The 13,272-nt window shown below is 39.5% G+C and carries 16 protein-coding genes; 15 read left to right on the top strand and 1 reads right to left on the bottom strand.

The features are described from left to right. The first annotated feature begins 50 nt into the window (after nucleotides 1-50). From MHH44_RS07180 to MHH44_RS07205, 6 genes are all read left to right on the top strand, one after another. Nucleotides 51-494: a YpiF family protein gene (locus MHH44_RS07180; RefSeq protein WP_008404894.1), complete on the top strand. Its 444-nt coding sequence runs from the start codon at nucleotides 51-53 to the stop codon at nucleotides 492-494. Between the two features lie 175 nt (nucleotides 495-669). Beyond that, nucleotides 670-1,176 (top strand): QcrA and Rieske domain-containing protein, encoded by a 507-nt coding sequence (locus MHH44_RS07185; RefSeq protein WP_251688852.1) that lies wholly within the window; start codon nucleotides 670-672, stop codon nucleotides 1,174-1,176. 22 nt (nucleotides 1,177-1,198) lie between these two features. Further along, on the top strand, nucleotides 1,199-1,873 hold the full coding sequence (gene qcrB, locus MHH44_RS07190) for a menaquinol-cytochrome c reductase cytochrome b subunit (protein ID WP_340798150.1): 675 nt from the start codon (nucleotides 1,199-1,201) through the stop codon (nucleotides 1,871-1,873). Between the two features lie 39 nt (nucleotides 1,874-1,912). Then, entirely contained in the window at nucleotides 1,913-2,707 is a 795-nt protein-coding gene (locus tag MHH44_RS07195; protein WP_340798151.1) for a menaquinol-cytochrome c reductase cytochrome b/c subunit, read from the top strand. Between the two features lie 185 nt (nucleotides 2,708-2,892). Further along, a complete protein-coding gene (locus MHH44_RS07200; RefSeq protein ID WP_340799489.1) occupies nucleotides 2,893-3,492 on the top strand; it encodes a DUF1405 domain-containing protein in 600 nt (199 codons plus the stop codon). Between the two features lie 49 nt (nucleotides 3,493-3,541). After that, nucleotides 3,542-4,222, top strand: a complete 681-nt coding sequence (locus MHH44_RS07205; RefSeq protein WP_340799490.1) for a zinc metallopeptidase — start codon at nucleotides 3,542-3,544, stop codon at nucleotides 4,220-4,222. A gap of 134 nt (nucleotides 4,223-4,356) precedes the next feature. On the opposite strand, the gene MHH44_RS07210 is transcribed toward MHH44_RS07205, so the two are convergent. Further along, nucleotides 4,357-5,223: a YitT family protein gene (locus MHH44_RS07210; protein WP_008404884.1), complete on the bottom strand. Its 867-nt coding sequence runs from the start codon at nucleotides 5,221-5,223 to the stop codon at nucleotides 4,357-4,359. A 188-nt stretch (nucleotides 5,224-5,411) separates the two neighbouring features. Here MHH44_RS07210 and dapB point away from each other — a divergent pair, with 188 nt between their 5' ends. The 9 genes from dapB (at nucleotide 5,412) to MHH44_RS07255 (ending at nucleotide 13,141) form a co-directional block, all read left to right on the top strand. Further along, nucleotides 5,412-6,209, top strand: coding sequence for a 4-hydroxy-tetrahydrodipicolinate reductase (gene dapB, locus MHH44_RS07215; RefSeq protein ID WP_014824301.1), 798 nt, complete (start codon nucleotides 5,412-5,414; stop codon nucleotides 6,207-6,209). A 16-nt stretch (nucleotides 6,210-6,225) separates the two neighbouring features. Beyond that, complete coding sequence (mgsA, locus tag MHH44_RS07220) at nucleotides 6,226-6,630, top strand: methylglyoxal synthase (RefSeq protein ID WP_014824300.1); 405 nt, start codon at nucleotides 6,226-6,228, stop codon at nucleotides 6,628-6,630. A gap of 84 nt (nucleotides 6,631-6,714) precedes the next feature. Continuing rightward, nucleotides 6,715-7,887 (top strand): N-acetyl-alpha-D-glucosaminyl L-malate synthase BshA, encoded by a 1,173-nt coding sequence (bshA, locus tag MHH44_RS07225; protein WP_008404880.1) that lies wholly within the window; start codon nucleotides 6,715-6,717, stop codon nucleotides 7,885-7,887. Next, complete coding sequence (locus MHH44_RS07230) at nucleotides 7,811-9,016, top strand: CCA tRNA nucleotidyltransferase (protein ID WP_340798153.1); 1,206 nt, start codon at nucleotides 7,811-7,813, stop codon at nucleotides 9,014-9,016. Before bshA ends, MHH44_RS07230 begins: the two co-directional genes overlap by 77 nt. After that, nucleotides 8,994-9,980, top strand: coding sequence for a biotin--[acetyl-CoA-carboxylase] ligase (locus tag MHH44_RS07235; RefSeq protein WP_014824298.1), 987 nt, complete (start codon nucleotides 8,994-8,996; stop codon nucleotides 9,978-9,980). Before MHH44_RS07230 ends, MHH44_RS07235 begins: the two co-directional genes overlap by 23 nt. Nucleotides 9,981-10,293: 313 nt before the next feature. After that, nucleotides 10,294-11,130 (top strand): 3-methyl-2-oxobutanoate hydroxymethyltransferase, encoded by an 837-nt coding sequence (gene panB, locus MHH44_RS07240; RefSeq protein WP_008404877.1) that lies wholly within the window; start codon nucleotides 10,294-10,296, stop codon nucleotides 11,128-11,130. Continuing rightward, complete coding sequence (gene panC / locus MHH44_RS07245) at nucleotides 11,130-11,993, top strand: pantoate--beta-alanine ligase (protein WP_340798154.1); 864 nt, start codon at nucleotides 11,130-11,132, stop codon at nucleotides 11,991-11,993. Before panB ends, panC begins: the two co-directional genes overlap by 1 nt. After that, nucleotides 11,986-12,369, top strand: a complete 384-nt coding sequence (panD, locus tag MHH44_RS07250) for an aspartate 1-decarboxylase (RefSeq protein WP_008404875.1) — start codon at nucleotides 11,986-11,988, stop codon at nucleotides 12,367-12,369. Before panC ends, panD begins: the two co-directional genes overlap by 8 nt. A 193-nt stretch (nucleotides 12,370-12,562) precedes the next feature. Further along, nucleotides 12,563-13,141 (top strand): 3D domain-containing protein, encoded by a 579-nt coding sequence (locus tag MHH44_RS07255; RefSeq protein ID WP_065216954.1) that lies wholly within the window; start codon nucleotides 12,563-12,565, stop codon nucleotides 13,139-13,141. Nucleotides 13,142-13,272 lie beyond the last annotated feature (131 nt).

A 13,272-nucleotide genomic window follows, 5' to 3' on the forward strand; every position in this document is an offset into this window, starting at 1 on the left:
TTACTTCTTTCCTATTTTCAGAAGTTTTATATGTACTAGGAGGAAAGAATATGAACTTTATTGTAAAAGATGTAGAGCAGTTTCAGGCACAAAAGCAGTTTATAGATACGGCGATTGTCCCGCTCGTACATTTGGATTTTTCGGATCAAGGAATGAAGCAGAGCAGTTCTGCTTCAGAATATTTAATGACGTTGACGAATTTCATAGAACAGCAGTTTAAAGGTCGTCTTTTATTATTCCCCCCCTTTTCATATACGATGGGATCCAAGTCAGATACAATGCCAGCTACATTGGAAAAAGAACTGAAGGAAGCAGGTTTTAAAGCAGTGGTCTTTATTACCTGTGACCATTCATGGACTGAATATAAAGAATATTTAAATATTATTTGGCTTCCAGCTATCCCGCTTGAGTCCATGGATCAAGCCGTTAAGCAGCGAATTTTGGAAGATCAGTTAAAACAAGTCATCCCAACTTTTACGAAAATATGGATTTAACGAGCAATTATCTGCAACATTTGTTTCATTAAATGTTCACAAACTACACTTTTGGAAATGAATGCTATATTGACCAACTTATTCAGTTGATATATCATAGATATGTCCTAGTTATTTACTATTTTAAAAAGTATATGTCCGTTGGACTGACCTTTTAGTAAGAGGGGGGAAAAGGATGAGTAGGAATCGAGTTACAAGACGTCAATTTTTAACTTATACAATTACTGGTGTAGGTGGATTTATGGCGGCAGGAATGTTAATGCCAATGGTACGTTTTGCTATTGACCCAATTCTTCAGTCAAAAGAAGATGGAGATTTTGTACAAACAAGCAAAAAAATTGCCGAAATTACAGAAGTTCCAGTTAAAGTGGACTTCTCGTATGAACAGACGGATGGTTGGTACAAATCAGAAGTAGCAGATGCTGCTTGGGTTTACAAAGAAGGTGACGAAATCATCGCAATCTCACCTGTATGTAAGCATTTAGGGTGTACTGTAAACTGGGAAGGTAATCCAGAACACGCAAATCAGTTCTTCTGTGCATGTCATGCGGGACGTTATGAAAAAACAGGTGTAAACGTTAAAGGTACACCGCCTCTTGGACCACTGGATATGTATGAAGTGTCAGAAAATGATGGTTTTTTAATGCTTGGGAAAAAAATCGCTAACACACACAGTAACTAAATAAGTTAGGGGGTACGACACAGTGCTAAATAAAATTTATGATTGGGTCGATGAACGTTTAGATATTACTCCTATTTGGCGTGATATTGCCGACCATGAAGTGCCAGAGCACGTTAACCCTGCCCATCACTTTTCAGCATTCGTTTACTGTTTCGGGGGATTAACATTCTTTATTACAGTAATCCAAATTCTATCAGGTATGTTCTTAACGATGTATTACGTACCGGATGTAGAGAATGCTTGGAAATCAGTTTACTATTTACAAAACGAAGTAGCATTCGGTGAAATCGTTCGTGGTATGCACCATTGGGGGGCATCTTTAGTAATTGTTATGATGTTCTTACATACACTTCGTGTATTTTTCACAGGTTCATATAAAAAACCCCGTGAATTAAACTGGTTAGTTGGTGTAGGTATTTTTGCCATTATGTTAGGTTTAGGTTTCACAGGTTATTTATTACCATGGGATATGAAAGCGTTATTCGCAACTAAAGTAGGTATCGAAATTGCTGCATCTGTTCCGTTTATAGGTGAGACAATAAAAATATTATTAGCTGGGGATTCCACGATTATCGGGGCGCAAACATTAACTCGTTTCTTTGCCATTCATGTATTCTTCTTACCGGCAGCATTATTTGCTCTACTGGCAGTTCACTTTATCATGATCCGCCGCCAAGGTATTTCAGGACCTCTATGATTCGAAACTAATTGTACTATTTTTTAAGGAGGGGACACTATGCAACGCGGAAAAGGTATGAAGTTCGTAGGTGATTCACGTGTAAAAGCGAGTAACCGGATGCCGAACGTGCCAAAAGATTATTCCGAGTATCCAGGAAAAACAGAAGCTTTCTGGCCTGACTTCTTATTAAAAGAATGGATGGTTGGTGCAGTTTTCCTAATCGGTTATTTATTATTGACTGTCGCACATCCTTCACCACTTGAAGGCCCGGCAGATCCAACAAATGCATCGTATATACCATTACCGGACTGGTATTTCCTGTCAATGTATCAACTTTTAAAATACTCTTATGCATCTGGTCCATATAACGTCATTGGCGCAATGGTTATTCCAGGTATTGCATTTGGTGCATTAGCATTAGTGCCATTTTTAGATCGAACACCTGAACGTCGACCATTTAAACGACCATTACCGACAGCATTTATGTTGTTGGCAGTAGCAGCACTTATTTATACAACATGGGAATCTGTTCAGGCAACTGATTGGGAAGCAGTTGATGCACAGGGGGAAATTACGGATAAGCATTTAGGCTTACTTCCGGATGTTGAAGTAGATGAAACGTCCGAAGGCTATGAAATCTATCAGGCCCAAGCATCATGTATAGGGTGCCATGGTGGAGACCTGGCAGGGGTATCCGGACCAATGCTTCTTGGCAATGAATTAACAGCTGAAGAAGTCCAGGACGTAATTGTAAATGGCCGTGGCGGTATGCCTGGTGGAGCATTTACAGGTACAGAGGAAGAACTTCAAGTATTGGCTGAATTTATTGCAGGATTAAAAGAAGCTGAATAATAATTTTTTGCACTGGAGAGTCAGAATATTGACTCTCTTTTTAATTTTCATTTAGTTGCAATGTTATAGTGAGCGCTTGCGTATCAATTGAGAACATATATAATTAAAGACGTACAATATTTAGTTTAGTTGCACAGAATACATAATACGGAATGATGAAGAATGAAGGAGAAAAAGGTGAACAAATGAAAGCATATATGATGCAATTATGGTACGTGTTAAACCATCGTGCCTTTTTAACCTTACTGCTTATTATTAACTTGCTTGGTACGATTTACGGCTATTACTGGTACCGAGGGCAGTTGGCAGTGACAGAACCGATTTACTATATATTCGTACCGGATTCGCCCACTGCAAGTTTATTTTTCTGTTTTGCTATTATTGGTTGGCTGATCGGCAAAAATTTTAAAATAATGGAAGTTCTTGCCTTTATCACGTTGATTAAATATGGATTATGGGCAGTTGCGATGAATCTTCTCACATTTGCGGAGAATGGACAGTTGGGAACGGACGGTTGGATGCTTGTGGCCTCACATTTTTTAATGGCTGTACAGGCTGTTCTTTATTTACCGAATTATCGATTTAAAATGTGGCACGTGATGGTTGCGGCCATTTGGACATTGCATAACGATATAATCGACTATTTGTTTGGACAAATGCCATTTTACCGAGTTATTTACCAGTATCCGAGCGAGATTGGGTACTTCACTTTTTGGCTTTCGATGGCATGCATAATCTTTGCTTTTCTCGAAAGTCGTAAGCGTGAATATTTGCAACAAGACTAGAAAGCCTTTAAAATTAAAGAATAGAAAGAGATAGAAAGGGAGTTCGATAATAGTGTTGTATATTATTTACTTTATCATCATTTTGCTGTTACCGTTGTATGCGCAGATGAAGGTAAAGAGTACGTACAAAAAGTTTGCTAAAGTTCCAGCTGAAAAAGGAATGACAGGTGCTCAAGTAGCACGTTATATTTTAGATCAACATGGTTTAACAGATGTTCGTGTAGTACCGACTAAAGGTTTTTTGGCCGATCACTATAACCCTGCAACTAAGACGGTTGCTTTGTCTGAAGACAACTATTATAATTCTTCAATCGCCGGTACATCAGTAGCAGCGCATGAAGTTGGTCATGCGATGCAGCATGCAGAGGCTTATTCGTTTTTAACATTACGTTCGAAATTAGTGCCAGTAGCTAATATTTCATCGAATATGTCTTGGATTTTTGTATTGATCGGTATTTTAGCTTCATCTTCAGGTTTCCTGTTATTAGGTATTGCTTTATTATTAGCAGGTGTTGTGTTCCAAGTGGTAACATTACCGGTAGAGTTCGATGCATCCAAGCGTGCAATGAATGAAGTCGTATCTTTAGGTATTATTAACAATACTGAAGAACGCTCAGCACGCAAAGTTTTAAATGCAGCGGCAATGACATATGTGGCAGCAGCAGCTGTAGCAATAATGGAGCTATTACGTTTAATCCTGATTTACACAGGCATGTCTTCTGAAGATTAATCATTAACGTAAAAAAGTTGAAAAAAAAGAAAAAAGTCATTTTCTCATTAGGGAAAATGACTTTTTCTTTTGATAATTATTCAAACATTAACCTAAGTATGTCCACTTAAATCAACGGACTTTATAAAAAAGGCTTAATGGATAGGCTGCTTTTTATCATCCAGTGTGAAGCCTTCTCCTGTTACATCGCGAACATCCATGACGGAAACAAATGCATGTGGATCAACGCCGTGGACGATGTTTTTTAACCGGACGAGTTCGTTTCGGCCGATGACACAGTACAGAACATCGCGATGCTCTTTTGTAAAATGCCCATGTCCGTCAAAAACGGTTACGCCGCGGTCCATGTTATTTGTAATTAAGTTTGCGATTTCATCAGACTTAACAGAAATAATAAACGCGCCTTTTGCTGAATAGGCACCTTCCTGCACTAAATCGATGACACGACCGCCTACATAAACGGCTACTAATGTATACATCATCGAGCGGGCATCCAAAAACGTCATCCAGGAAAGGATTATGACAAAGAAATCAAAGCCGAACATCGTTTTACCCATACTCCAACCAAGATATTTATTTGCCAAACGGGCTAAAATATCGACCCCGCCAGTTGTCCCTCCGAATCGGAACACAATCCCTAAACCGATTCCGACAAATACCCCTGCAAACAACGATACAAGGAATAAATCATCCTGCAAGTTCATATCGACTTCGTAAATTTGAAAGATTTTTAAGAATACTGATACGCTAAGTGTACCGATGATCGTATAGATAAATGATTTTTTCCCTAGTAAACGCCAGCCTAGAATAAACATTGGAATATTTAATAGTAAATTCATTAATGCTGGGTCCCAATTTAGTGTAAAATATAAAATAAGTGTAATACCACTAAATCCACCTTCACCCAGTTGGTTTTGCATATTAAAGTGGACAAAACCGAAACTGAATATTGCGGATCCTATCAGAATTCCGATGATATTCTGTATTTTTATTCCTTGCATAGTAAACCTCCTAAAATCGGTTGAGTAAGAATATATGTGTTGGAGCAGAAAAAAGGTTACATTGTTTATTATGTTTGATTTTGTCGCATTTGACAACAATATGGATGAACGGTTGAATGACGCAACATATTACTCAAAATAAATAAACAAGGATAAAGCAACTAAAAGTAAAAAGGAGTTATTTTAGTATGACAATTAGAGTAGCAATTGCCGGTGCACGAGGCAAAATGGGTACAGAAGCAGTACATACAATCATGAATAATGACGGGATGGAACTTGTGTCAGCACTCGACTATAAAGAGGTCGGTACATCGCTGGGCCTACTTGAAGAGTTTCCGAATCATTATGAAGTTCCGATTTATACAAATTTTGTTGAGCTTGTGCGTGAGACAAAGCCGGATGTGCTTTTGGATTTAACAAATCCGCTTTGTGTTTATGAACGAACAAAACAGGCACTACTACATAATATACGTCCAGTTGTAGGGACGACAGGTTTTACCGAAGAACAACTTGAAGAACTGCAGCAAATGGCAACCGAAAGACAATTAGGCTGTATTATTGCGCCGAACTTCGCGATTGGTGCAATATTAATGATGAAATTTGCCAAAGATGCCGCAAAATATTTCCCGGATGTGGAAATTATCGAAATGCATCATGATCAAAAGCTTGATGCGCCATCTGGTACCGGCATTAAAACAGCGCAAATGATCAGTGAAGTACGAAAGGCGAAAAAGCAAGGGCATCCGGATGAAAAAGAAACACATACTGGTGCAAGAGGCGCAAACTATGACGGAATGCACATCCATTCAGTAAGACTTCCAGGTTTAGTAGCGCACCAGCAAGTACTGTTTGGCAGCACAGGTGAATTATTAACGATTCGTCATGATTCTTTAAATCGCGGAAGCTTTATGAGCGGTGTTACATTTAGTATTGAAGAGGTAATGAAAACCAATACATTAATCTATGGATTAGAGAACATCATTTAGAAATGAGTTGATAATAATGAAAATTGCATTAATAGCACATGATCGGAAAAAGGATAATTTAATTCAGTTTGCGATTGCTTATCGCGGTATTTTGAAAGAGCATGATCTATATGCGACTGGCACTACGGGTACAATGATTGAAGCCGAAACAGCACTTCCGATTACGAAGTTTCGCTCAGGTCCACTTGGGGGAGATCAGCAAATTGGTGCGATGATCGCCAATAATGATATGGATATGGTATTTTTCTTCCGAGATCCATTGACAGCGCAGCCGCATGAACCGGATGTTATGGCGTTAGTGCGGTTATGCGACTTGTATCATATACCGCTTGCGACAAATATGGGGACAGCGGAAATTTTATTAAAAGGGCTTCAGGAAGGTTTTGTTGACTGGCGCATTTTAGAAGAGCGCAGAAAATAAAGAGCCAGTCAATTTTACTTTATAAATGTGTTAAATCATTTTGAAGAAAGTTAAAATCGTATTGTTGAAAGGATGGGGAGCCGAATGAAGAAATTAAAAATTGGTATTACATGTTACCCGACAGTGGGAGGCTCGGGTGTAATTGCAACAGAGCTAGGTAAAATGTTGGCAGAACGAGGACATGAAATTCACTTTATTACATCAAGTGTGCCATTTCGACTTAATAAAATTTATTCAAACGTCTTTTTCCACGAGGTTGAAGTGAATAATTATTCGGTATTTCAATACCCACCATACGATATTGCATTAGCAAGTAAAATGGCTGATGTTATAAAAGAGGAAAAACTCGATTTATTACATGTTCATTATGCGATTCCTCATGCGGTTTGTGCGGTATTGGCCCGTCATATGAGCGGCGAGAACTTTGGTATTGTCACAACACTTCACGGAACAGATATTTCTGTTTTGGGAGAAGATTCTACGCTGGCGCAGGCAATCAAGTATGGAATTGATTGTTCGGATGCAGTGACGACTGTTTCGGAATCGTTAAAACAGCAGACGTATGCTTTAATCGATACGAAAAAACCGATTGAGACAATTTATAACTTCGTCGATGAGGATGTATTTAAGCCAGTGGACCCTGGCAATCTAAAAGAGCAATTTGGTATTTTGCCGCATGAAAAAGTAATTATCCATGTGTCGAATTTCCGTAAAATAAAAAATCTGCCGGATGTAGTCGAGTCATTTCTGAAGATTCGTGAGCGTATTCCGGCGAAATTATTATTAGTCGGGGATGGCCCGGAAAAGCATCGTGTCACAGATATGGTTAAAGATTCACCTTATACGGATGATGTTTTGTTTTTAGGAAAGCAGGAAAACATTACAGAACTTTTTGCAATCAGTGATTTAAAGTTATTGCTTTCAGAAAAAGAATCGTTTGGGCTCGTATTATTGGAAGCGATGGCATGCGGTGTACCAGGTATCGGTACTGCAATCGGAGGGATTCCTGAAGTGATCAATGATGGTGTGAACGGCTATTTGGTGCCACTTGGTGATACCCAGGCTGTCGCGGATTATGCGGTCGAACTGCTGCAGGATGAAGAAAAACATCAAGCTTTCAAAGAAGCCGCACTACAATCAGTACGCGAACAGTTCCATCAAACAAAAATGGTTGAACAATATGAACGGATATATGAAAGTGTGGTTGAAAAAAAGAATGATTCCGCAACAATGGCAAGCGGCAAAGGAAGTCATTAAAAAGATTGAACATGCCGGCTTTGAAGCATTTATTGTAGGTGGAGCGGTACGTGATTATTATTTGAAAAAGGAAAATAATGATGTCGATATCGCAACGAGTGCAATGCCTGAAGAAATTCAAACGATCTTTTCACAAACAATTGATGTTGGAATCGCTCACGGAACGGTCATTGTACTGGACTGTGGAGAGCCAATCGAAGTGACAACTTACCGGACAGAGTCTACTTACAGTGATCATCGTCGTCCGGATACTGTCGAATTTGTTCGTAATTTACAAGAAGATTTAAAACGCCGGGATTTTACAATGAATGCGATGGCACTTAGCCAATCAGGAGAGTACATCGATTATTACAATGGCCGCCAACATATCGATAGCAAAGTTATTTGTGCGGTAGGTGAGCCGGATCAGCGTTTTGAAGAAGATGCTCTCCGAATGCTGCGTGCTGTCCGATTTGCTGCACAGCTTCACTTCTCAATCGAGGAAAATACATTCGAAGCAATCAGGAAAAAAGCAGCTTCAATTGAGTATGTTGCAATCGAGCGCATTCAAGTTGAACTTTCAAAGATTTTTATATCTGCTCATGCGTCATTCGGCATTGATTACATGGAAAAAACGACATTGGGCGATTACTTGCATGGCAATTTTACTGCTTCTAATTGGGCACATTATTATTCGGAAGATCGCCAAGTTGGGTGGGCATATTTTTGTTTAGTAAACGGCAGCGATTTATCGTTGCTTACGAAGTATCGCTGTTCAAATAAGGATAAGCTTTTCGTAAAAACAGTTTTGGATGCTTATGAAAGCTTACGCAATGGGATGAGCCTTGTTGATTTGTTACGCTATGATACAATCGTTCTTAAAACGTCCTTCCAGTTTACTATTTGGCAAAATTGTAAACTTGAATTGAGTTATGAAGAATTAGTGGCTCGAAAAAATGGATTGCCAATTCAGCATGTAAATGAGCTTGCGATTACAGGAAAAGACTTGTTGGACTGGTCCTCAAAAAAGCGCGGCAGTTGGATTAAACAGACATTAGATGCAGCAGTAGAAGCGGTCTTAAATGAGGAAGTACAAAATGATAAACAACAATTAAAGGAATGGTTTTATGCATTTCACGATGAAGGATGAAATTTTGAAACGGTTTTTGACTGCGGAAGGAGAACCGATTTCCGGCCAAGTGTTGGCGGATGAGCTAAATGTGTCTCGAACTGCTATATGGAAACATATGCAAACATTGAAGCAGGAAGGCTATGAGTTTGAAACAGTAAAAAAACGCGGGTATAAACTTCTATCTGTACCGGATAAAGTGGATATGGGACAATTGCAGCAATTTTTGACGACGGAACGTTATGGCCGCCAAGTACATTATTATGAAACGGTTGAGTCGACACAGCTTGTTGCGCATGAACTTATCCGAGCTGGTGCACCGGATGGCACGGTTGTCATCGCTGAGCATCAAACAGCAGGGCGAGGGCGGATGATGCGTGAATGGGAATCTACAGAAGGGCAAGGGATTTGGATGACGGTCATCATTCGTCCGGATGTTGCCCCGCACCAAGCCCCTCAATTTACCCTAGTCACTGCTGTAGCCATTGTTGAAGCGATGAAATCCAGTTTTAAAAATTTCACTCCTGAAATCAAATGGCCGAATGATATTTTAATTAACGGCAAAAAAACAACGGGAATTTTGACTGAAATGGTAGCTGAGGCTGATCGTATCCAGGCATTGTTAATTGGTATAGGCATCAATGTCAACCAGAAGATAGATGATTTTCCTGAACAGTTACAAACGATTGCTACTTCGATTGCGATTGAAGAAGGAGAACCGATTGAACGTGTACATTTCGTCGCCAATGTGCTTGAATCTTTGGAGAAATACAGTGATGAATACGTGAAAAATGGCTTCGGTCAAATAAAACAGCTATGGGAACAGTCTTCGGGGACAATCGGAAAGCGTGTAAAAGCAACGACACTGCGGGAAGTTGTTGAAGGGGAAGCTGTCAGTATCACTGAGAGCGGTGTCCTGGAAATTCGTCAAGCGAACGGGGAAATTAAAGGCATTTACTCTGCGGATATTGAACTTTTACCGTAAAAGCTAAGTAGAAATATTATTTCCATTAATTATTTATTCTGTACGTTTTCTTGCAAACTTGTTATAGTAGCTTTAGGACAGTATCTTAATAGAACTGTACCTGCAACTGCTAGTCAACATTTAAAAAATCTGCTTTGATCTACACAAGACAGAGACGGAAGAAAACTCGCATAAATGAATTCATTTTATACTTGTCGTTGGATTATTTCCATTTTAAGTATGGAATGTATTGAATTTACGTATGGTACTACCCTTCTGTCTAATTTTAGATAGAAGGGTATTTTTGTTTTCTTTCCACTTAAGGAGGAAGAACATGAAAACAACAGCACAGTTTTTAAAAATGAAAGAGCAAGGCGAGAAAATTGTCATGATTACCGCTTATGATTATCCGGCAGCGAAATTTTCAGAAGCGGCAGGTGTTGATATGATTCTTGTCGGGGATTCCCTCGGGATGGTCGTATTGGGCTATGAATCCACAATGCGTGTGACAGTAGAAGATATGATCCACCATAGTAAAGCGGTTCGCCGTGGTGCACCGGATACCTTTATCGTAGTCGATATGCCTTTCGGTTCTTATCACGGAGATATCAATGAAACATTGAAAACAGCTGTGAAAATGATGCAGGAAACGAATGCGAATGCCCTCAAAGTTGAAGGTGCAGATGAAATCGTACCTGTTATTAAGAAATTAACGAATGCCGGTATCCCGGTAGTTGCACATTTAGGCTTACTACCACAATCGGCAGGTGTACTTGGCGGTTATAAAGTGCAAGGCAAAACAGCTGAGCAAGCAGAAAAGTTAATAAAGGATGCTTTACTCGTTGAACAAGCAGGCGCATGTGCCGTCGTACTTGAATGTATTCCGCATCAGTTGACGGAAGCTGTATCGCAAAAATTAACGATTCCGACGATTGGCATCGGTGCAGGTGTAAAAGCGGATGGCCAAGTACTTGTATTCCATGATTTATTGCAATACGGAAAACATCACATACCAAAATTTGTTGAAGCATTTGCACGAGTAGGTGATGAGGTGGAGAAGGGGATTACAAGTTATACAAACGCAGTAAAATCAGGTGCTTTCCCGACATTACAACAAAGTTTCACAATGAAAGAAACGGAGCTAATCGAGCTTTACGGAGGCGTAAAATAATGAATGTATTAACAACAATTGCCCAGCTGCGTGAAGTAGTTAAAACGGCAAAATACAACCGGCAGTCGATTGGTCTTGTCCCGACAATGGGCTATTTACATGAAGGGCATCTAACATTGGCAGCACATGCACGCAGCGAAAATGAGCTTGTCATCATGAGCATATTCGTCAATCCAACACAATTTGGTCCAAATGAAGATTTTGAATCATATCCAAGAGATTTACCGCGTGATACAGAACTGGCAAAATCGGCAGGGGTAGATTATATATTTGCACCCTCTGTAGAGGAAATGTATCCGCACGATGGAGGAATCACTATTCGAGCAGGACGTCAGGCACATATTTTATGCGGGGCGACCCGACCTGGTCATTTTGACGGAGTTTTGCAAGTTGTAGCGAAGCTCTTTAATTTAGTGCAGCCGGACCGTGCTTATTTCGGACAAAAGGATGCCCAGCAAGTGGCAATCATTCAAACAATGGTGCGCGATTACAATTTTCCGGTAACGATCCGTGTTGTTCCGGTAATACGTGAAGAGGATGGTTTAGCCAAATCAAGCCGCAATATTTATTTGTCTGCTGAAGAGCGTTCACAGGCACCTGCAATACAGCAGGGGCTCCAACTGGCAAAAAGGGAACTGTTGGAATCCGGAAGTGTGGAATCGGCCATTTCACTGGCTAAGAAAATAATACATGACAACACGGATGGCCACGTTGATTATTTGATGATATTATCCTACCCGGATTTACAGGAAGTCGATGATCAGACTGAACAAATCGTTGTTGCAGCTGCCGTTCATATTGGTGAAACACGTTTAATCGATAATTTAATTTTTTCGTTAAAAGGGGAAGTAATCCATGTTTAGAATGATGATGAACAGTAAAATCCACCGTGCCCAAGTGACACAGGCAGATTTAAATTATGTTGGTTCCATTACAATTGATGAAGATATTTTGGATGCAGTTGGAATGCTGCCGAATGAAAAAGTCCATATTGTCAATAACAACAACGGTGCGCGCTTTGAAACATATATTATTGCCGGGGAACGCGGTTCAGGAGTTATATGCGTAAATGGAGCAGCGGCCCGTCTTGTTCAAAAAGGTGATATTGTCATCATCATTTCTTACGTGTATGTGGATAATAAAGAAGTTGCCGAACATACCCCAACTGTTGCCATTATGGGGGAAAGCAATACAATTAAAGAAATAATCGCATACGAACCGGAAGCGACAATTTTGTAAATGAACATATGAAAAGCTGTCATGGATTATTCCTATATGACAGCTTTTTTTATATTACATTTTCGGTTTGAAAAGGATATTTTTGTAATTTTTATATTATCTCCCTGTAATCTTTTTGAAATATTAAATGTGTAGACTTGGATTTAGCTTTATTTTACAAAATAGACAAAAGATACAGGGGGAAATAATTAGTATGTTTCAAAATAAACTATTATTTAGCTTTGCCTTCTTTATGGTCACTACCTTATTTTTCGCGAGCGGAGCAATCGCAGCTACGCATACAGTGAAGAAAGGGGAAGAATTGGATGAAATTGCAGATCTTTATGACACATCAGTATATACATTGCTAGAACTAAATGAGGTTGAAGATATTGAAGAAGTTACGGAAGGTTTCGTGCTGAAATTACCGGACCATATTCAAAATAAAAAAGTACCGGCTGAAAAAGAGAAAAAAAAGGAAACGATTGATGACTATGAGGTTGTCAAAACATTAACTGTTGAAGCAAGTGCTTTTACAGCCTATTGCAAAGGGTGTTCGGGAAAGACGGCATCCGGAATTGACTTGAAGAAAAACCCGGATATAAAACTAATCGCAGTCGATCCAAAGGTGATTCCGCTTGGTACAAAAGTATGGGTGGAAGGATATGGGGTAGCGGTTGCCGGTGATACGGGCGGTTCGATTAAAGGAAATCGTATTGATGTATTTGTCAAAACAAAAAAAATAGCCCTTAATTGGGGACGTAAAAATGTGGAAATTAAAGTATTGAAGTAATGGATGAAAAAGCGGCGGGTGCAGTTGGCACTTCGCTGCTTTTTTTGACCGAATATTTCGAATAAAATAAAAATAGGTATACGATTTGTTGCATTCCCTGAACTGTAATGCTAATGTGAAAAATGAGGTGG

It is taken from the genome of Solibacillus sp. FSL K6-1126, assembly GCF_038003445.1.
GTDB lineage: Bacteria > Bacillota > Bacilli > Bacillales_A > Planococcaceae > Solibacillus > Solibacillus silvestris.